The sequence below is a fragment of the Marinobacter sp. es.042 genome, from assembly GCF_900188315.1.
In the GTDB taxonomy this organism is placed as follows: domain Bacteria; phylum Pseudomonadota; class Gammaproteobacteria; order Pseudomonadales; family Oleiphilaceae; genus Marinobacter.
Genome location: NZ_LT897781.1, coordinates 3,315,171 through 3,334,033 on the forward strand (window position 1 = coordinate 3,315,171; position 18,863 = coordinate 3,334,033).

Consider the following 18,863-nt stretch of genomic DNA (forward strand, 5'->3'; position numbering starts at 1 on the left):
GTACATCCATGTACGCTTGCTCTCCGCCTTCCCTGGCTCCGAGCATTTTCGGAAGCCAGTTCCTGCCCGGGCTCCCCTAACTGGCTCAGGAATTCTATTTGAGTGCTAATATCCGATAAAATGATCAATATTCACGTGCTATTAGAAAATTAGATAATGAAGCTGCCACCCCTGAAAGCCCTGCCTGTCTTCGAAGCCGTTGCCCGTCTCAACAGCTTTTCACTCGCTGCCGATGAGTTGGCGGTGAGCCAGAATGCCGTCAGCCATCAGATCAAGCAGCTGGAAACCTACCTGGGCGAGCAGTTGTTCTGGCGCAGTGGACGGACGCTGTCGCTGACCGATGAGGGCCGGCAGTACCTGGATGCGGTCAGTTCAGCGCTGTTGCAGATTGAGCGGGCCAGTGAGCAGTTGTTGGGGCATGAGGAGTCGCGCCTGCGCTTGTCGGTGTTCAGCTCGTTTGCCGTGCGCTGGCTGGTGCCACGGTTGCCTTACTTGCAGCGGCTGCATCCCCAGCTGGATCTGGCGCTTGAGATGAGTAGTGGTAACCCGGTGTTGTCGGATCGGGTGGCGGATTGCTTTATCACCATCCGGACGGATGCCGCAGCTTTCAGTTATGACAAGCTGTATGAGGAGCGGTTGTTTCCGGTCTGCAGTCAGGATTACTGGAAGCGCATGCGGCGGGAACTCGGTCGCGATGATCAGTTGGAGGTGCGGGATGAGCCGCCGTTGTCGCCTGAAGAGCTGGCGCGCTTTCCGTTGCTATCGACCCACAGTATTTTTGACCGTGCCACCGGGGACTGGCAAGCCTGGTATGACGCAGTGGGTGAGCGCCTGCCCGGTGGCGTTCGGGTGCAGCACTTCAGCCACATGCTGTTGGCGCTGGAGGCGGCGAGGTTCCACCAGGGGGTGGCCCTGACCAACGATTACATGCTGAGTACCCGACGGGATTCGGAGGATTTTGTGCGTTTGCCGGCGCATTCGGTAGCAACCGGTGACACTTTTTATTTTGCCTGGAAGACCAGTCGACGGCAGGAGCGGGGCATCCAGACCCTGCGACGCTGGCTGGTGGATGAGGCCATCAGGAGTCGGTTGCGGGCATCCTGACGGCTCTAATGATGGCTGGTCAGCGCCGGCATGCAGACCTTCCGCCCGGAGGAGGTTGTTTCCACTGCAACGGGAAGGCCGTACACGTCACTCAGGTTGGGGCCGGTCAGTACGTCGCGAGCGGCGCCTTGCGCCAGTTCGTGGCCGTCTTTCATGAGCAGCACCCGGGCGTCGAGAGCGAAGGCTTGGTCCGGATCGTGGGTGGACAGCACCACGCCGCAGCCTCGGGCAGCCACGTCGCGGGCGAGGCTGGCGATCTGCATCAGCACCTGGGCCTGGTTGCCAAAATCCAGGCTGGCGGTGGGTTCGTCCATGACGATCAGAGGTGCCTCCTGGGCCAATGCCCGCGCAATCAGTACCAACTGGCGCTGTCCGCCGGACAGGCGCGAGTAGTCACGGTGGGCGAGGTTGGCAATGCCGAGTCGATCCATGGCGTTATGGGCGATTTCCCGATCGTGGTGCCCCGGTTGCCCGAACACGCCCAGCCGTGCGGTCCGGCCCATAAGAACCACCTCCAGAGCTTTGAACGGAAAAGGCGGCGCGTGTGCCTGGGGCACGTAGGCAATTTGCTGGGCGATGGTGGCCGGGGTCTGGTTGGCGACGGGCCTGTTCCCCAGAGATACAGTTCCGGACAGTGCCGGCAGAAGGCCCAGAAGGGTCCGGAAAAAGGTGGTCTTGCCGCACCCGTTAGGGCCCAACAGGCAGAGTATGTCTCCCTGGTTCACGCTCAGGTTCAGGCCGGATCCAATTCGAGTCCGGCCGTAGCCGATGGCCAGTTCACGGGCTTCCAGCATCACGACCACCCGCGCCGGCCGCGGGCCAGCAGCCAGACGAAAAATGGTGCGCCGATGACGGCCGTGAGAATGCCAAGGGGGACTTCTACCTGGGCCATGGTTCGCGCCAGGGTATCCACGACAAGCAGGTAGCCGGCGCCGATCAGCACGGAGGTGGGCAAAAGCCGGCCGAAGCCGGGACCTACCAGCATGCGGGCAATATGGGGGATCACCAGACCGACCCAACCGACCACACCGGCCAGGGCGGTCACGCTGGCGGTGATCAACGTGGCGGCCACGATCACCAGAAACCGGGTTTTCGACACGTCGATCCCCAGGGCCCGCGCTTCTTCGTCTCCAAGACTGAGCACGTTGATGCGCCATCGCAACAGGGCCAGCGGCACCAGGCCTATCAGGACCATTGGCAGGGTCGGCAGAATGTCCTCGGTGGTGGTGGCGGCCAGGGAGCCCAGCAGCCAGAAGGTAATGGCCGGCAGCTGATCGTAGGGATCGGCCATGACCTTCAGCAGTGAGGTGGCCGCACCCGCCAGGGCGCCGATCACCACCCCGATGAGCACGAGGGTGAGGGTTCGGTCGGTGTTGCGCACCAGCGAGGCAACCAGAATGACGAAGCCCACCGCTAGCATGCCGCCGACAAAAGCGGACGCCTGGATGGCCGCCACTGGCAGCGACAGGAATATGCCGGCCACCGCACCCAGACCTGCGCCCGCAGAAACGCCCAGAATGTCCGGCGATACCAGGGGATTGCGGAACAGCGCCTGGTAACTGGCGCCGGCGGCCGCCAGGGCCGCGCCCACTAGCAGCGCCGCCGCTACCCGAGGCAGGCGGATGTTCCAGACGACGATTTGAGCCTGGGTATCACCCTGACCCAACAGCGCCGCTAGCGTCTGGCCCGGGGTCAGGTTGTAGGGGCCAATCATCACGGCGCCAAACGCCAGCAGCGTCAGGCCGAGGGTCAGGCCTGCACCCAGCGAGATCATCGGCTTTGGCCGGGCTATTCCCCGGAGCGACCCTCGGTCCACTGGAGGAGCCTCCCCAATTGATCGTCGCTGAGATTGACGTGGTAATACTGGCGATAGAATTCGCGGGTCTCTGCCCGCAGGTTCCCTTCCCAATCGTCCGGATAGAGCAGCCCGGTCATCCAGATCAGCCCCATGATGCGGTTGAGTGATGGTGGCCGGTCGATCCATCCGAACGGCAAGGAGGGCGACAGGTAAACGCGGCCACTTTGCACCGCATCAATCCCCTGCCAGAGCGGATCGTCAAACACCTTGCCGTAGAAATTCGGATCCCAGGTCACAATGGTATCCGGGTTGGCAGTGATCATCTGCTCCATCGAGACCTGCACCAGCCCGCGGGTGGCGCCGTCGTCATCGGCCACGTTGCGACCGCCGGCGCGCTCAATGATCTCGGTGTTGATGGAGCCTTTCGTGCCGGTTTCCAGGCCATCCGGGCCGCGGGCCAGGTAGGTTCTGGGCCGCTCGCCCTCCGGCACAGTCTCCAGAATGCGTTCGATTCGGGCGAAGGTAGCTTCTACATCCTCGGCCAGGGCTTCGCCCCGCTCGGGCACGCCCAGTGCTTCACCGACAACCCGCAGTGCCTCCGGGGTGTTCTCGAAGCGGCCGTCGATCAGCAGGTAGGGAATGCCGGTCTGGTCCTGCACCCGGTTGGCCAGGTCCACATAGGTGTCGCGCACCGATCCAAAATCCAGGATCAGGTCGGGCTGGCTCTGTAGCACCCGCTCCAGGTTGGCTTCGCCGCCGCGGCCGGTCAGCCGGCCGGTTTCCGGCAGGTCCCGATAGGGTTCGGCGATGAACTCGCGCTCGTCCGGCCGCAGGGCCCGGGGCCAGCCGGTCATGGCCTCGGGCTTGACGATATACAGCAGGATGGCCGCTGGCGGCCCGGCCGCAAAGACCGTGTCCACTTCGTCCGGAATCTCAACGCTGCGGCCGGCGCTGTCCACGACGGTCCGGGCATCGACGGACAGGGATAAGAGAACGAGAAGGACAACGATGAATCGCAAGATGACCACCTCTGGCGTGCACAATGCTCGGATCGAACTATTCGTCAGGACTGTATGACCTCATCCCCGGGTTTCGGCGGCGCTTTCGGGCTGAAGGCGCAGCGGTCTGGCTTGATGTCCAGCAGCGGGGTGCCGTCCAGACAGTCCAGGCCGCGCACGATCAGCGTTCCTTTTTCTATACGAACCAGTTTGACCATGGACGTGCCAATCGGGTTGGGTCGCACCGGGGAGCGCAGGGCGAAGGTTCCGAAGGTCTGGCCGTCGCTTCTGGGGCTTTGCCGGATCAGGTCCCGGCGGCTCTGGTCGAGCCAGTAAAGCACCTCAATGGTGTCGTAGTCTTCGAGCCCCGCCAGCGCGTTGTGCCAAACAGGGTCCAGAACCAGCTGGCACTCCGGGCCGTCAAGGCGGCCCTGGCGCGGGCAGTCCTTGCGATCGCGCCAGGGGGTATGAATGGTGCCGATGAATCGCAGCGTTGCATCTGAGGCCGGTTCAAGTGCCAAGGCCTCCTCATTCGGACGCAAATCACCAGGATCGTTCATCGACTGTCCCCCGCTTTATTGCTCGTCATTTCTCTTCTCTGGGTGGGCGCTCGACCACCTTGCGTTTGCCCTTGGCACAGCGTGAAAGCGCTTTCAGGCCGTCGGCATCGAAGGCATCGACGCGGATCACATCATAGAGCGCTTCCAGTGCTTCCAGGAGTTTGTCGCACTCGTCTGCCTTGACCACGCCCTGGGCACAGGCCCAGTCAACCAGTTCCTTGCGCTGATGCCCCATCAACAGGTCAATGCCGCCCAGTTCGTCTTCATCGCGGTTACGCATGGCGTCATGCAGCCGGCTGCGCATGTCCGCGGTCTCGTTGGCCAGCTTGTAGGCATTGAGCACCCGCCCGAGCGGATCTTCCGGGTCCATGGTGGTGTAGGCACCGCGACTGATGCGCTGGCGTACCGGGGTGTCCTTGACGATGGATTTCGCGACCTGTGCGCCCAACTTGTCGTCCGGACCGTTCAGGCCAGTGGCGCCGAGCGGGAACACCAGCAGGCGCAGGGGCCAGCGCAGTGCCGGTACCGGGAAGTTGATGATGGCTTCGCGCATGGAGCCCTGAAGATCGTGCAGACAGGTCTGCAGGCACCATTCCACCAGAGGCCGCTGATCATCGGGATAACCTTCCTCATGCCACTGCTTGATCACTGCGGTGGCGTAGTAGAGCTGCACCAGGCAGTCCGCCATGCGGCCGGAAAGCCGCTGGCGGGCCTTGAGACCGCCGCCAACTGTCAGCAGGGTGACATCGGTCATCAGGGCGAAAGCTGCCGAAAACCTTGCCAGCTGGCGGTAGCTGGACTTGATATTGCCATGGCGCGGAACCGATTCTATCAAGCCGCCGGTCAGCCCCAGCAGCAGCGCTCGCAGGGCGTTGCGGGTGGTGTGCGCCAGATGACGGTAGAAAATGCCGTCGAACTTTTTGGCCGCTTTATCCTCATCTTCCATGCCCGCCGCTTCGATTTCCTCAACAATATAAGGATGGCAGCGGATGGAGCCCTGGCCGAAGATCATCAGGCTGCGGGTGAGAATATTGGCGCCCTCGACGGTGATCCCGATGGGGACCGCCTGGTAGGCCCGGGCCAGGAAGTTGCGGGGACCGGTGATCACGCCCCGGCCGGCAACGACGTCCATGGCATGGTTGATGACTTCCCGCATCAGATCGGTGTTGCGGTATTTCAGCACGGCGGAGGGCACCGAGGGCCGCACGCCCCGGTCCAGCATGCCGGAGGTAAGTAGCCGCGCAGCGTCCATCATGTAGGTGTAGCCGGCGATGGGCTCCAGGGCTTCCTGCACGCCCTCAAACTGGCTGATGGAGCGGCCAAACTGCTCGCGGGTGTAAGCGTAGGAGCCAGTGGCCAGGCTGGCCACCTTGCCGGCGCCGGTGCCCAGGGCGGGCAGGGAGATGGAGCGGCCGATGGACAGGCACTCCAGCAGCATGGTCCAGCCCTTGCCGAGCATGTCCTGGCCGCCGATGACCTGATCCATGGGGATGAATACGTCCGTCCCCCAGGTCGGGCCGTTCATGAACACGGTGTTCATGGGCAGGTGGCGGGCGCCGGCGTTGACGCCATCCGTGTCTTTGGGCACCAGTACACAGGTCACACCGATTTCATCGGAATCGCCCAGCAGTTTGTCCGGATCATAGACCTTGATGGCCAGGCCAATCAGTGTCGCCACCGGGGCCAGGGTGATGTAGCGCTTGTTCCAGGTGACTTTCAGGCCCAGCACTTCCTTGCCGTTCCATTTGCCCTTGCAGACGATGCCTTTGTCTGGAATGGCGCCGGCGTCGGAGCCGGCCACCGGGGAGGTGAGGGCGAAACAGGGAATCTCGTCGCCGCCGGCCAGTCTGGGCAGATAATGCTGTTTCTGCTCATCGGTACCGTAGTGCATCAGCAACTCGCCCGGGCCGAGGGAGTTGGGCACCATCACGGTAACGGCAGCCGATACGCTCCGGGTGGAAATCTTCATCACGATTTCAGAGTGGGCGGTGTTGGAGAACCCCAGGCCGCCGTCTTCTTTGGGAATCACCAGGCCGAAAAAGCCGTTCTCACGGATAAACTTCCAGACCTTGTCCGGCAGGTCGTACTGCTCGTGGGTGATCTTCCAGTCGTCGAGCATCGCGCACAGCTTTTCCACCGGGCCGTCCAGGAAGGCCTGCTCTTCGCTGGTTAGATGCGCTGGTTTGGAATCCAGCAACTTGTTCCACTTGGGCTTGCCGGAAAAGAGCTCACCGTCCCAATCGACCGAGCCGGATTTCAGGGCCTCGGCTTCGGTGTCCGAGAGTTTGGGCAGTCGGCTGCGTACCCAGCCGAGCAGCGGGCGGCTGAGCTTGTCTAGACGCAAGTCGCCAGGAATAACCAGAATCAACGCCAGGGCTAGCAGCACACCGCCGCAGAGAATGCTGATCAGATGCCATTCATCCTGGAACAGGCCCACAACGGTCGCAAGAGACATGACGGCAGCGGCTGTGGTGCCGCCGATACCCAGATAGATCAGCACCAGGGCACTGATCAGCAGGAGAAGAACACTCATGGGGAGACCTCCGTATCGTGAATGCAATTGCTCAGAAGCTATTTTAACCATCGGTTAAAGTTCAGGCAGTTGCAAGGGCTCGGGGCGTGAGATGTAAAGATTGATTGCAGTAATGAAAAGGATTGTCAAAAAACGGGGGTGAAGGCTCTATTGATTGATCCAATCTGCCATTTTTAAAGAAGTCATAGGCTCATTCAATAAAGATCTGCCCCGGAGCCTACTGATGTTTGGTCATTTCACCGTTGCGAAACGCCTAGCCCTTGGTTTTGGACTGATTCTGTCTCTGGTAATTGCGGTCAGTCTGATTGGCAACCAGCGGGTCGGTTTCATCGACAGGACCCTGACCGATGTGGGTGATGGCGCTGCCGTGAAACAGCGGTACGCGATCAACTTTCGCGGCAGTGTCCACGATCGGGCGATAGCCATCCGGGATGCGGTGCTGGTGGAGAGCGAGCGGGACCTGCAAACACACCTCGCTGACATCGAACGGTTGAAGGCGTTTTACCGGGATTCCGCTGGCCCCATGGATGAAATGTTCCGGGAAGAAGGCGCTACCAGCCGGGAAAAGCAACTGCTGGCGGCGATAAAAGACATTGAACTCAGGGCCCTCACGTTAACGGATGAACTGCTCGAGCTGCGATTGGCCGGCAACATCGATCAGGCCAGGGCATTTCTTCTCAGCGATGTCTCCGGCGCCTATTCGGAGTGGCTCAAACGGGTCAACGCCTTTATCAATTACCAGGAAGACGTGGTGACCACCGGTGTTGATGAAGTGCGTGAGGCGGCAAGCACATTTAACGCCCTGAACCTGTCTGTAACGGGGCTTGCGGTCGTTCTGGGTGCTCTTGTGGCATTGGTGATCATCCGTAGGTTGAAGAAAATTCTTGGCGGTGAGCCGGAGGATGTTGCCCAGGCGATTCGCCAGCTGGCTGACGGAGAGCTCGACCAGGATATTCAAACCCGCTACCCGGACAGCGTGATGGGCGCGTTGCAGGATACCGTCGAGCGACTGGGCGGCATTATCCGGGAGGTCCGCTCAGCGGCGGAGGAACTGTCCAGCTCGTCTTCTGAACTGGAGGCGACGTCCGACAACAACAGTCGTCAGATCCGTCTGCAGGCCAGCGAAGCGGAACAGATGGCCACGGCTGTGAACCAGATGGCTGCCACGGTGAATGAGGTCGCAGGTTTCGCGGCCAGCGCGGCCACCGCTACCCAGAAGGCCGATACCGAGGTTGAAAGCGGGAATCGCGTGGTGCAGGACACCGCGGCCTCCATTGGAGAGCTGGCGGAAACCCTGGAACAGGCAACGCAGACCGTTCAGCGGGTGTCTGAGGACAGCGCCAATATCGAAAAGATCATAGAAGTGATCAATGCCATCGCCGAACAGACCAACCTGTTGGCGCTCAATGCCGCCATTGAAGCCGCCCGCGCGGGCACTCACGGGCGGGGCTTTGCGGTGGTGGCGGACGAGGTGCGCTCTCTGGCGTCGCGGACCCAGGATTCCACCCGGGAGATCCAGGAAATGATCGGCAACCTGCAGACCGGTGCCGGCGAGGCGGCCAACGTGATGGAAAGCAGTCGTGAACTGGCACGTAACACGGTCGACAAGACCAGCGAGGCGGAAGCTGCCCTGGCTCGAATCCGCGATGAGGTTGGTTCAATCAACGACATGAATGCCCAGATTGCCAGTGCCTCGGAAGAGCAGAGTTCCGTTGCAGAAGAGGTCAACCGCAACATCAGCCGCATCCACGACGCCACGGTGGAAACGTCAGCCGGTTCCGAGCAGGTGGCCGGGGCCAGCCGGGATCTGGCGGTGCTTGCCGGGCAGCTGCGTTCGCGGGTCAGCGTCTTCCGGTTTAAAGGCTGAGCCCGCAGATCAACAACGCTAGAGTGGCCAGCAGCACCGCGACGTTGATGCCCAGAAGGGTGTTCAACTGTGCGGGGTTGCTCAGGGCGCCCCGCAGCCTGGTGCTAACCCAGACCGCTGCCGGTAATGGCGCAAGGGCGATAGCCGTCCAGGTCGGCAACCAGCCGACCCAGATTGCCGAGCCGAGTAGGCCGTAGCTGCCAAGTAACAGAAGGCCTGCCAGGCGGGCAGCGGCCGGCTGGCCCATGGTAATGACCAGATGCCGCCGGCCGACTTTCCGGTCTGCATCGGCATCCGGAATCTGATTGATCAGCAGTAGCTCGCTGACCAACAGCAGACTGATGGCAGAGGCCGCAACGGCCGCAGCATCGAGCCGTGCCCCCATGGCAATCAGGCTGCCCAGGATCATCACGGGGCCGAATCCCAGCCCGGGAGCAAGCAGGCAGATCAGTGGCGAACGGGTAATCCAGCGGGTGTAGGTAAGCACCAGCACCACGCCTGCGGCACCCAGCACCAGCATGGGCAGGCCCCGGAGCCAGAGAAAGTAGAGGCCAATGGCCACAACCAGTGCCAGCGTTCCGGATGCGGCCAACAGGACCTGCCGGGCGGCGGAGGGAACCTCCGGCAGAGCGCCACTGCCGCCGGAGAAAGGCGTGCGCCGGGTGATCAGGTCCAGTCCGGAGATGAAATCTTCGTATTCATTGAGCAGGTTAACGGCGGCATGGGCCAGGAGGGCGCCAATCAGAACCAGCAAGGTGTCAATCAGGGCCGGCGATGCGCCCTGCTGCCAGGCCAGGGCCACACCGAGACCGGCACACAGTGGTGCGAGTATCAGAAAGTTCGGGCGGGAGGCGCGCACCACCGCAACGGTTTCAGACATCGGGTCCTTCCTCTGATCAAACGTAGCCGGCGGCAAACACCAGCCCGAGCACAACCGGCATAACGATGAGACTGCCCAGGTTGCTCAATAATACCAGCGACGCGACCTTGTGTGGCTCCTGACGATACTGTTCCGCCACCATGTAGTTGAGTACAGCCGGTGGCAGGGCCGCAAATACCCACAGCGCGGCTATCTGCATGCCCGGAAGATCCAGAACCGCAATCATCGGCCAGGCCAGTATCAGGCCGCTGGCGGGGCAGGCAATGGCTCCCAGCATGCCCAGCTTCCAGTCGCTGAAATCGATATCCAGCATGCGTACCCCGAGGGCAAAGAGCATCAGCGGGATGCAGACTCCCCCCAGCATGTTCAGGGTTTCCAGCAGCCATTCCGGCAGGGGTACGCCCCCGAGATTCACCGACAGTCCGGCAATACTGGCAAATACGATGGGCAGCTTGAGCCGTTTGATGATGGAGGTGTGGGGGTCAAGCATGTAAAGCCCCACCGAAAAGTGCAGCAGCATTTCCACAATAAACAGCACGATCGCCGCCGGAAGGGCCTCATCACCGAACGCCAGCACCAGCAGCGGGATCCCCATGTTGCCGGAGTTGTTGAACATCATTGGCGGCAGGAAGGTTTTCAGATTCAGCTTCAGAACCCTGGCCAGCGGGTAGAGAACAATACCTGATCCGAGCACGACCACGGTGGCCGCCAATGCCAGCCGGGCATATTCCTGCAGCGGAGCCTGCTGGTCGGCGAGAACGGCAAAGACCAGCATGGGCACAAACAGCTCCATGTTGAGAACGTTCAGCCCCTGGATATCGGGCGTCCGATAACGGCCATAGAGGGCGCCGCAACCAGCGATCAAAAACACCGGCAACATGGTGGACAGGATCTGGCCAATCATTGAACAGGCTCCGGGAGAAAGTTTGGAAGTTTTTGTTGGATAAACCGTTAGGTTCGCAAGTATCGGCCCATCTGGGCAAGTGTTAATCGACGATGTTCGACCAAAGCCGGAGATGAACACAATGGTTGTGTTCGGGCGGGCGCTTGCGGTGCCTGGATGAGCCCACCACAATACCGGTTTCCAATACTGATATCTGCTCTGGAGAGTCCTTGTGTCCAGCCCTTTCGATGACCCGGTTTCCCGTGAGAATACCTGTTCCGTCAAGTTCGATGCCCGCCAGGCGGTTTTTGGCACCGAGGAGGTGATTCCGGTGTGGGTTGCTGATATGGATTTTGCAGCCCCTGAGGCGGTTACCCGCGCATTGGCGGAGCGGGCGGCACATCCGGTTTACGGCTACACCCTGTTTCCGGACAGTCTTTATCAGTCGATGATTGACTGGTTTGCCAACCGTCACGGCTGGGAGATTCAGCGGGAATGGATACTGATGGCACCCGGCGTGGTGCCATCGATCAATGCCGCATGCATGGCCTACGCCGGGCCTGGCGAGGGTGTGATTATTCAGCCGCCGGTGTATCCGCCGTTCTTCAGTTCGGTGCGGCACAGTGGCCGGGTGGTGATCGAGAACCCGTTGGTGCCCGAGGATCCGGACACAGGGGACCCCGGCCACTACCGCATGGATCTGGATCATCTTGAAGAGTGTGCAGCGCGTCCCGATGCTCGAGTCCTGCTGCTGTGTTCACCGCACAACCCGGTCGGCCGGGTGTGGTCCGAGGAAGAACTGAGGGCGGTGCTGGATATCGCGCGTCGGCACCAGTTGGTGGTGGTGTCCGACGAGATCCATTGCGATCTCATCTTTCCCGACAAACCCCGTCATACGATGCTGGCCAACCTGGCCGGCCCTGACGACGCACTGGTCATGGCGGTGGCTCCCAGCAAGAGTTTCAATATGCCCGGGCTGGGACTGTCGGCTCTGGTGATTCCGGATGCGGATCGGCGAAAGGCCATGAAGGCGGTGTTCGAATCGATGCATCTGCCCCAGTGTAATCCGTTCAGCATTGCCGGGTTTGAGGCCGGTTATCGCCATGGCGGTCCCTGGCTGGACGATCTGATGGCTTACCTGCAGGCAAACCGGGACTACGTGGTGGAAGCGGTCGGCCAGCGCCTCCCCGGCATTCGGGTCTCTGCTACGGAGGGCACGTATCTTATGTGGCTGGATTGCCGCGAGCTGGGTCTGGACGATGCGGGTCTGAAACGCTTTTTCGTTCGAAAGGCCGGTGTGGGCATGAATCCCGGACTTTCCTTCGGAGACCCGGGCAGCGGCTTTATGCGCCTGAATATCGGCTGCCCGAGGTCGGTTCTTGAGGAGGTCATTGGCCGCATTGAAGCGGCCCTGGACAGGGACGTGTCAGATCACTGATTTTGAAGGGCACAGTGCTCTTCAACCAGTTTCCAGTGAGGGGGCTCGTCCATGTCTGGCATGTCCCCCCGAGTTGGCCCGGTGGCTTCCCAGATCTGTCCTCCGTGACTGGCCAGGTCGCCTTTTTCATAGCTTTTCGAAAACAGCCATTGTTCCGGCTTTACGCACATTCCGGAGGCGGTTTCGCCGCGATGGGATTTGCCGTCATTCTGTTTGTCGCTGCCCTTTGCCTGCTTTCCGCTCTCGGGTCGGTTGCTACAGTCGGGCACTGAGTCAAGCTTGTTCCAGTCAAACGTGATGCCTGGTTCCAGTCCCTTGTGCATCTCTCTGGATTCGTACCAGTGGCCTTTATGGAAAACCACGGCATCTTCGGGGTAATAATGCTCGGGGTTCCACTTGGCTGTCTCCGGATCGCAGGGTTCTGCCGCAGCCGGTGCCGACAGGCTCGCGGTCAACAGCATCAGAATCAGGCAAAAGAAGCCGCGAGCGTTACTGAGAGTGAGTTCAACCATGGGTTTCTCCTTTTGCTTGCTGCTTTGAGAGTGGGTGGTTCGTGCGAACTCGGGTTTGTGTCGCCAGCACCAGTCCCGCAAGAATCAGCACGGCTCCGATAATGTGAAACAATCCGAGGGACTCGGCCAGGAAAATGCCCGCAAGAATTGAGGCAAAGACAGGCGTCAGGTACATAAAGATGGCTGCTCTGGCCGGGCCAATTTTATGCACACCGTGGTTCCAGAATCCATAGGCCAGGATCCCCGGGAAGATCGCGAAGTACAGTAGCGGCATGGCCGTGGTTTTTGACAGCTCGAAGCCTCCGGAGAAGAAAATCAGATCTGTCAGGTAGAAGGGCAGCACAACCATCGTGCCCAGAAGAATTTGCGTGGTCAAAAAGGTCAGTGCTGGCAGAGGCACTGCCTGTCGTCTCAGTAGCACCGAGAACAGGCCCCAGCTGAATACTGCCGCCACCATGATCAGATCGCCGGGTTGGGCCTGGAGACGGGTCAACACCGAAAGATCGCCGCGGGCAATCACGGTAACGATGCCAGTAATCGCCAGCGCGATTCCCAATGCCTGAATCGGCCGGGTTCGGTCGCCGAGCAGGATCCAGGCAAGCAGAGCGACAAAAATGGGAATGGTGGCGTTGATCAGGGCAATGTTGGTCGCGGTGGTTGTGGTGGCCGCCAGATACAGCAGGGTATTGAAGGCTCCCACACTGAAGGTCGCCAGTGCCAGCATGGAACCGAAGCGCTGGCGGATAACCTGGCGGTGGCGCCAGATACCGGGAAGCCCGAATGGCAGCAGGATAGCCAGGGCGATCACCCAGCGCCAGAACGACATGGATAACGGCGGGATGTTCTCGACCGTACCCCGGGCCACCACGGCGTTGCCGGCCCAGAATAGCGGGGTGAGAACCAGCCCGATGTAGGCCAGGCCGGGAATACGTGATAAAACTCCGGCGTTCTCGGAAGACACAAAGGCTCCTCTGGGTTGGTGATGCCCGAAAAAAGCCTAGCATACTACTCTCCGGGAACTTCTGCCTCCGTACCAATGTGGTAGGCGGCGAAACCGGCCATCACGACCTGGTCCACGGCCATACCGATCACGCGGCCATCACTGGTGGACCGGATGGGGTGCTGGGCGTTGGTGATCGGGTCGGAGACGTAACCGAGAATCTCACCTTCCGATACATTGGCCCCCAACTCAATTTCGCTGAACAGGATCCCGCCGTGATCGGCCCGGATCCAGTCGGAATCGTAGTAGACGGGTTCCGGATCGCCCCACACGAACATTCGGGAGATCATGCCCTGTCGCTCCATCAGGCTGGTGAGGCTGTTAACGCCGGCGCTGATCTGGTGTTGCTGGATACGGTGGGATTCGCCCGCTTCCAGGGTGACCGTTCGAATGCCGGCTTCCACGGCGGCCGTGCGCAACATGCCTGCAGAGCCCGAGCTGTGCACCACCGCCATGCGGTCAAAGCCGCGGGTAAATTCCGCCACATCCGGATTGTTCATGTCGGCGCGAAGTTGCGGCAGGTTGGTGCGTTTCAGTGAGCCGGTATGGATGTCCACCAGCATGTCGCACTTGCGAATCACGTTTTCGAACAGTGAATGCGCAATCCGGTCCGCCAGGCTGCCGTTGGGACTGCCCGGGAAATGCCGGTTGAGGTCCCGACGGTCGGGGAGGTAGCGGCTGCCCTGCTGGAATCCAGGCAGGTTTACAATCGGCACGCCTACCACAGTGCCCGAGAGCTTCTCGGGGTTCAGGTCGTACATGGTCTGGCGGATGATTTCGATGCCGTTCAGTTCGTCCCCATGGACGGCGCCGGTGAGGCACAGGGTGGGGCCGGCGTTGATACCGTTAACCACCAGTACCGGCGTGGCCTGGGACAGGCCGGCAATCTGGATGCCTGGCGTCCAGGCCAGACGGGTAGACGTGCCCGGCATGACATCGTTGTCGAGCAGGGTGAATACCTTGCCCTCGCGAATTTCGGGTTCGGGTTGCGGCTCAGGTTCGGCCACCGCTTCGGTTGCCATGACCTCGGATTCGGCGGCATCCGCATCCGTGTCGGCCGGCGTTGAAACCTGGGCTTCCGGTGGCGGTGCCACCTGTTTCAGATCGATATTCGGCGCCACTTTCCGTGACGCAGCCGAGGGCGTATCGACACCGGCCCCGCCCCGTGGGGCTTCCGGTTTCCGGGATTTGTGGGTCTGCCCTTTGGTCTGCAAGGGAGCCGACTGCTCAACGTCCTCGACGCTTTCGTCCTCGGCCAGTTCGGCAACCAGCACTTCGGATTTCTTGCCGGCCTTTGCCGAATCGGTTTCGGCCAAAAGCGGTGCCGACAGCCAGGGTATCACCAGGGCGATCAGAAGGATCCGGGGGGACGGTTTTTGAAGCCGCTCAAACAGCATATTTCCTCACGGTTCGTCAGTGTGCGCTCAAGGATAGAGTGCCCCTGTCGGTCATGAACACCGCTGTGACAAAGGTTTAATGCCACCTTCATGAAATCCGGGCAAGTTATAACGAACCCTGTTATACGCCGGAAAAGCGATCAACAATATGGGTGTTTTGCGAAATCCGGTGTGCTTTCGTTACTACCCCGTTAGCTCTCGTGTATGACATGCCAGAGGTCATTCTCTTTGAACGCCCTGTGCTCCGCTTCCAGTTTCAGCAAATGCGCCAGGGCTGACCGTGCCGCCAGGCCGTGGATGGCCGTCGGAACATCATCATAGGCTTTGGCGGTAAGGGCTTTAAGATCCACGGGAGTGAGGGCTTCCAGCGCACGGGCCACCTTATGTTCGCGCGAGAGGCGGTGGGTAATCAGGAAATCGATCACCGCTTCGGGATGCCCCATCAGGAACCCGTGTGCCGGCGCAATGTAACGTACAGACTCTGCCAGCAACTCGTAGAGCGACTCGATATAGGCCTTCATGTCGCCGTCCGGCGGATTAATGACCACCGTTGAGCCCTGCATGATGTGGTCACCGGAGAACAGCAGCTGCTGGTCGACCAGCAGAAAACACAGGTGGTTCGACGCATGGCCCGGGGTATGCAGCACCTTCAAGACCCCGGCTTCGGTCACAATCAGGTCGCCGTGCTCCGGCTCATCGTCGGCGCGGAACGTCTGGTCCTGCCCGGCACCCGGGGGCGCCGGCCAACCGAACACCCGGCATCCGGTCCGCTCCTTCAGGGCGGCAACGGCTGGCGAATGGTCCTGATGCGTGTGGGTTACCAGAACCTGGTCAATCACACCACCGGTCACCTCCAGAATCCGCTCAATATGGGACTCGTTGGCGGGGCCGGGATCAATCACCGTAAAGCGTTCATGGCCCAGAATGTAAGTGTTGGTACCCGGCCCGGTCATCATGCCCGGGTTGGGCGCCGTCAGCCTGACGACCCTGGCGGCAACCTCTACCGCCTCACCCGGAATAATCTCCGCCCGGGTGGAGCCTTCGCCCTCCGGATCCAGCTTCGCCGCCTCATCGTAGGCCGGAGCACCCGGTTCCAGCGTCACCGGCTTGCCCTTTTTCCGAGCGGGCCAGGGCTGGCTCGGATAAGGCTCCGGCGGATTGGCATGGGCATAGCGCATCAGCGCCTCAGTGGTGTCGAAATCACTGAGCACCCGCAGCGTCCGGATCGTCGGCAACCCCAGCAAACACTGGCCCTTGCGATGGTCCTCAAGGGCCTGCTCCGGCCTGATCCAAACATGATCAATGGTTTCGACCCCGTCGTGCCCGGCCAGTTGCCCCTCAGGAGCGGGCGTCACGAAAAACCGTGTATCGAAACGCCGTGGTGGCCCCGGCGGCGTGATCCAGTGGCCGAGATAGGCCAGCCGGTCCAACGGAATCGCCAGGCCGTGCTTTTTACACAGACTGGCCAGAGACAGATCGCCGTCGAACACCGACTTCCGATCCGCGTGGGCCGGATGATCCCCGGCGATCGGGTTGCCCTGCTTATCCACCGCAACCAGAACGCCGGACTCCTCGAAACACTCCCGAACCGCCGCCAGCATATAGTCCGCGCCGCCCTCATCGACGCTCATGATCTGACTGATCTCGGCGTCTGCGGTCCCGATTATATGATCCTGCCCGTGAGTCTCATTTTCCTCGACCCTCCCACCGGGGAATACAAAATAGCCGGGCATAAACACGGCGTCCCAGGTACGTTGCAGCAGCAGGACTTCAAGGCCGTCGGCCGTATCTCGAACCAGAACCAGCGTGGCAGCAGGGCGAATATCCATAAAACTCCATCTTCAAATATTTATTGTCAGTGCGCGGGAGTGATACGAACGATGGCAGGGAAGGGCTTTCCAAAACTGTCTGTCGCCATGGATGGCGACAGTCAAGCGTCACATGGACGTGCCGAAAGGAGCGTGTTTTGGAAAGCCCTTCCCTGCCGTCGCTCCACCAAAACCATCGGCGCGGAGGTCTCATAGCAAGATAACCGATTTGGGACTGGGCGTCTTGAGATGAACACTAAAGTCGAACAGCGTATGATTTGCCCCAACATACCCAGTGAAAACAGGAACCCCCGTGGCCCGAATCAAACTCTCCTTCCCGGATGACGTCTTCTGCTTCGAAACCAGGATGCCCGTCAGAATCACCGACATCAACGGCGCCAACCACCTCGGCAACGACGCCCTCATCTCCATGCTCTCCGAGGCCCGGGCCCAGTTCCTGGTCAGCTATGGCATTCAGGAAGCCAGCAAGGACGGCACCGGCATTATCGTCACCGACCTGGCCACCATGTACCAGTCCGAGTCCTTCTTCCCTGAAATGCTGCGCTTTGAAGTGGGTCTGATGGACTTCAACAAGTATGGCGGGGATTTCGTATTCCGGGTCACCAAGGCCGAGAGCGGCCAGCCCGTGGCACTGGCGAAGTATGGCTTCGTCTTCTTCAACTACCACCGCAAGGAAGTGGTGCCGGTGCCCGAGAGCTTCCGCTCACGCTTTGCCTGAGGATACCTCGGCCTTGAGGCGCGTCATGCCGGCACGGTAAAAGCTGTAAGCCATGGCGCCTGCAAACAGATTGCCCACCAGGGCGCCGCTCATAAGCCCGTAGACGCCGTTGATCTGGCTACCGATCCAGAGCAGGGGCAGGAAACACAGGAACAGTCGCAGGGTGGAGACCAGCAGGGCCCGCATCGCCATGCCAAGGGCATTGCACACCGACACCATCAGCATGCACACGCCCAGACCGCTGTAACTGAGCGGTACCCGCACCAGATAACCGGCGAGAACCTCCTGAACATCACTGTCGCTGGAGAACAGTTCCGACACCAACCCGGAAGCCACCACCCAGGTCAGGCCAATGGCCAATTGCCAGACCACCACAAACCGGACCGCAAGACGCACCAGTTTACGAATCTGCTCGATATCGCCGGCACCCAGCATGCGACCAATCATCGGCGGCATCGACATGGTCAGGGCCAGCACCACCACAATGGAGAAAAATTCCAGGCGGGTGCCGAGGCCCCAGGCCGCGACGGCTGCTGAACCAAAGCCGGCGACCATTGCCGTTGCCAACATCGCTGAGACAGCGGGCATCAGCTGACTGACCATCGCCGGAGCCATGATGCCGTTGAGCTGTTTCACGGCCTGGCCCAGGGCAAGCTGGCCCAGATCAAACCGGATCCACTGTCGCTTCAGAAGTTTTGGATAGATCACCAGGCAACCGATACTGAAGGATGTGATGGTGGCCCATGCGGCGCCGGGGAGTCCCCAGCCAAAGACAAAGATGTAAAGCGGATCCAGGGCGATGTTGGCCAGACTCGTGGCTACCATCATGTACCCGGGCAATTTGGTATCGCCGTGGGAGCGGCAAACGCTGTAGCCGAAGTAGAGGAAGGCCCCGGTCCAGGCCGCCATCAGCCAGGGGACCCAATATTGCCGGACCAGTGGCAGTAGCGAGTCTTCAGCGCCCAGGGCGGTCATGATGTGGCTTTGCAGGAACCACAGCGCCATGCAAATGACGAAAACGAGGCTGCCGCCCACGGTAATGATCAGGCCGCCCAGCCTGAAGGCGCGCAATTCATCGCCGGCCCCCAGCGTGCGGGATACGATCGCTGTGGTGGCGATCCCCAGACCCACCTGAAGGCCGATGATGAGTTGCTGCATCGGCAAGGTGAAACCCAGGGCTGCTAGCGGATCACGACCCAGCTGACCCACGAAGGCACTGTCGGCCAGCTGGAAGGTCATCAGGGACAGCACCCCGAAGAGCATGGGCCAGGTCATGCTGTAGAGCTGGCGGGCCAGGGATGGGTTTTGGGTGGTGGTCTGCACGGGGCGTCAGGGGCCTTCGGTTA

The 18,863-nt window shown here is 60.9% G+C and carries 16 protein-coding genes; 4 read left to right on the forward strand and 12 right to left on the reverse strand.

Translation table 11 applies throughout. From position 1 onward, the window contains the following. Positions 1 to 156 precede the first annotated feature (156 nt). Positions 157 to 1,104 carry a LysR substrate-binding domain-containing protein gene (locus CFB02_RS15340; protein ID WP_088558690.1) on the forward strand — a complete coding sequence of 316 codons (948 nt, stop codon included), beginning with the start codon at positions 157 to 159 and terminating at the stop codon, positions 1,102 to 1,104. Between the two features lie 5 nt (positions 1,105 to 1,109). Here the strand turns inward: CFB02_RS15340 and CFB02_RS15345 are convergent, their stop codons facing one another. Genes CFB02_RS15345 through CFB02_RS15365 form a run of 5 tightly spaced genes read right to left on the reverse strand, consistent with a single transcriptional unit; the run spans position 1,110 to position 6,993 of the window. Then, positions 1,110 to 1,898, reverse strand: a complete 789-nt coding sequence (locus CFB02_RS15345) for an ABC transporter ATP-binding protein (protein WP_088558691.1) — start codon at positions 1,896 to 1,898, stop codon at positions 1,110 to 1,112. Next, the gene (locus CFB02_RS15350; RefSeq protein ID WP_014578735.1) at positions 1,898 to 2,878 is read right to left on the reverse strand and encodes a FecCD family ABC transporter permease; all 981 of its coding nucleotides are present in this window, start codon (positions 2,876 to 2,878) and stop codon (positions 1,898 to 1,900) included. Before CFB02_RS15350 ends, CFB02_RS15345 begins: the two co-directional genes overlap by 1 nt. A gap of 14 nt (positions 2,879 to 2,892) precedes the next feature. Beyond that, positions 2,893 to 3,921, reverse strand: coding sequence for an iron ABC transporter substrate-binding protein (locus CFB02_RS15355; RefSeq protein ID WP_088558692.1), 1,029 nt, complete (start codon positions 3,919 to 3,921; stop codon positions 2,893 to 2,895). Between the two features lie 44 nt (positions 3,922 to 3,965). Beyond that, on the reverse strand, positions 3,966 to 4,460 hold the full coding sequence (gene tsaA / locus CFB02_RS15360; protein ID WP_088558693.1) for a tRNA (N6-threonylcarbamoyladenosine(37)-N6)-methyltransferase TrmO: 495 nt from the start codon (positions 4,458 to 4,460) through the stop codon (positions 3,966 to 3,968). Positions 4,461 to 4,485: 25 nt separating this feature from the next. Further along, positions 4,486 to 6,993, reverse strand: coding sequence for an acyl-CoA dehydrogenase (locus CFB02_RS15365; protein ID WP_088558694.1), 2,508 nt, complete (start codon positions 6,991 to 6,993; stop codon positions 4,486 to 4,488). Positions 6,994 to 7,216: 223 nt separating this feature from the next. Between CFB02_RS15365 and CFB02_RS15370 the strand changes: the two genes are divergently transcribed. Continuing rightward, positions 7,217 to 8,860: a methyl-accepting chemotaxis protein gene (locus tag CFB02_RS15370; RefSeq protein WP_088558695.1), complete on the forward strand. Its 1,644-nt coding sequence runs from the start codon at positions 7,217 to 7,219 to the stop codon at positions 8,858 to 8,860. Here the strand turns inward: CFB02_RS15370 and CFB02_RS15375 are convergent. After that, the gene (locus CFB02_RS15375; protein WP_088558696.1) at positions 8,850 to 9,740 is read right to left on the reverse strand and encodes a prenyltransferase; all 891 of its coding nucleotides are present in this window, start codon (positions 9,738 to 9,740) and stop codon (positions 8,850 to 8,852) included. The genes CFB02_RS15370 and CFB02_RS15375 overlap by 11 nt on opposite strands. A 16-nt stretch (positions 9,741 to 9,756) precedes the next feature. Next, positions 9,757 to 10,644 carry an AEC family transporter gene (locus CFB02_RS15380; protein ID WP_088558697.1) on the reverse strand — a complete coding sequence of 296 codons (888 nt, stop codon included), beginning with the start codon at positions 10,642 to 10,644 and terminating at the stop codon, positions 9,757 to 9,759. A 211-nt stretch (positions 10,645 to 10,855) separates the two neighbouring features. Between CFB02_RS15380 and CFB02_RS15385 the strand changes: the two genes are divergently transcribed. Next, positions 10,856 to 12,061: a MalY/PatB family protein gene (locus CFB02_RS15385; protein WP_088558698.1), complete on the forward strand. Its 1,206-nt coding sequence runs from the start codon at positions 10,856 to 10,858 to the stop codon at positions 12,059 to 12,061. On the opposite strand, the gene CFB02_RS15390 is transcribed toward CFB02_RS15385, so the two are convergent. The 4 genes from CFB02_RS15390 to CFB02_RS15405 form a co-directional block, all read right to left on the reverse strand. After that, the gene (locus tag CFB02_RS15390) at positions 12,055 to 12,573 is read right to left on the reverse strand and encodes a carbohydrate-binding protein (RefSeq protein WP_088558699.1); all 519 of its coding nucleotides are present in this window, start codon (positions 12,571 to 12,573) and stop codon (positions 12,055 to 12,057) included. The two genes, CFB02_RS15385 and CFB02_RS15390, sit on opposite strands and share 7 nt — an antisense overlap. Further along, the gene (locus CFB02_RS15395) at positions 12,566 to 13,534 is read right to left on the reverse strand and encodes a DMT family transporter (protein WP_088558700.1); all 969 of its coding nucleotides are present in this window, start codon (positions 13,532 to 13,534) and stop codon (positions 12,566 to 12,568) included. The genes CFB02_RS15390 and CFB02_RS15395 overlap by 8 nt, the downstream gene beginning before the upstream one ends. A gap of 44 nt (positions 13,535 to 13,578) precedes the next feature. Continuing rightward, complete coding sequence (locus CFB02_RS15400) at positions 13,579 to 14,970, reverse strand: succinylglutamate desuccinylase/aspartoacylase family protein (protein ID WP_088558701.1); 1,392 nt, start codon at positions 14,968 to 14,970, stop codon at positions 13,579 to 13,581. Positions 14,971 to 15,161: 191 nt separating this feature from the next. Beyond that, the gene (locus tag CFB02_RS15405) at positions 15,162 to 16,799 is read right to left on the reverse strand and encodes an MBL fold metallo-hydrolase (RefSeq protein ID WP_088558702.1); all 1,638 of its coding nucleotides are present in this window, start codon (positions 16,797 to 16,799) and stop codon (positions 15,162 to 15,164) included. Between the two features lie 292 nt (positions 16,800 to 17,091). Here CFB02_RS15405 and CFB02_RS15410 point away from each other — a divergent pair, with 292 nt between their 5' ends. Next, the gene (locus CFB02_RS15410; RefSeq protein ID WP_008172718.1) at positions 17,092 to 17,517 is read left to right on the forward strand and encodes a thioesterase family protein; all 426 of its coding nucleotides are present in this window, start codon (positions 17,092 to 17,094) and stop codon (positions 17,515 to 17,517) included. Here CFB02_RS15410 and CFB02_RS15415 read toward each other — a convergent pair. Beyond that, entirely contained in the window at positions 17,503 to 18,840 is a 1,338-nt protein-coding gene (locus tag CFB02_RS15415) for an MATE family efflux transporter (RefSeq protein WP_227519245.1), read from the reverse strand. The genes CFB02_RS15410 and CFB02_RS15415 overlap by 15 nt on opposite strands. Positions 18,841 to 18,863: the final 23 nt, after the last annotated feature.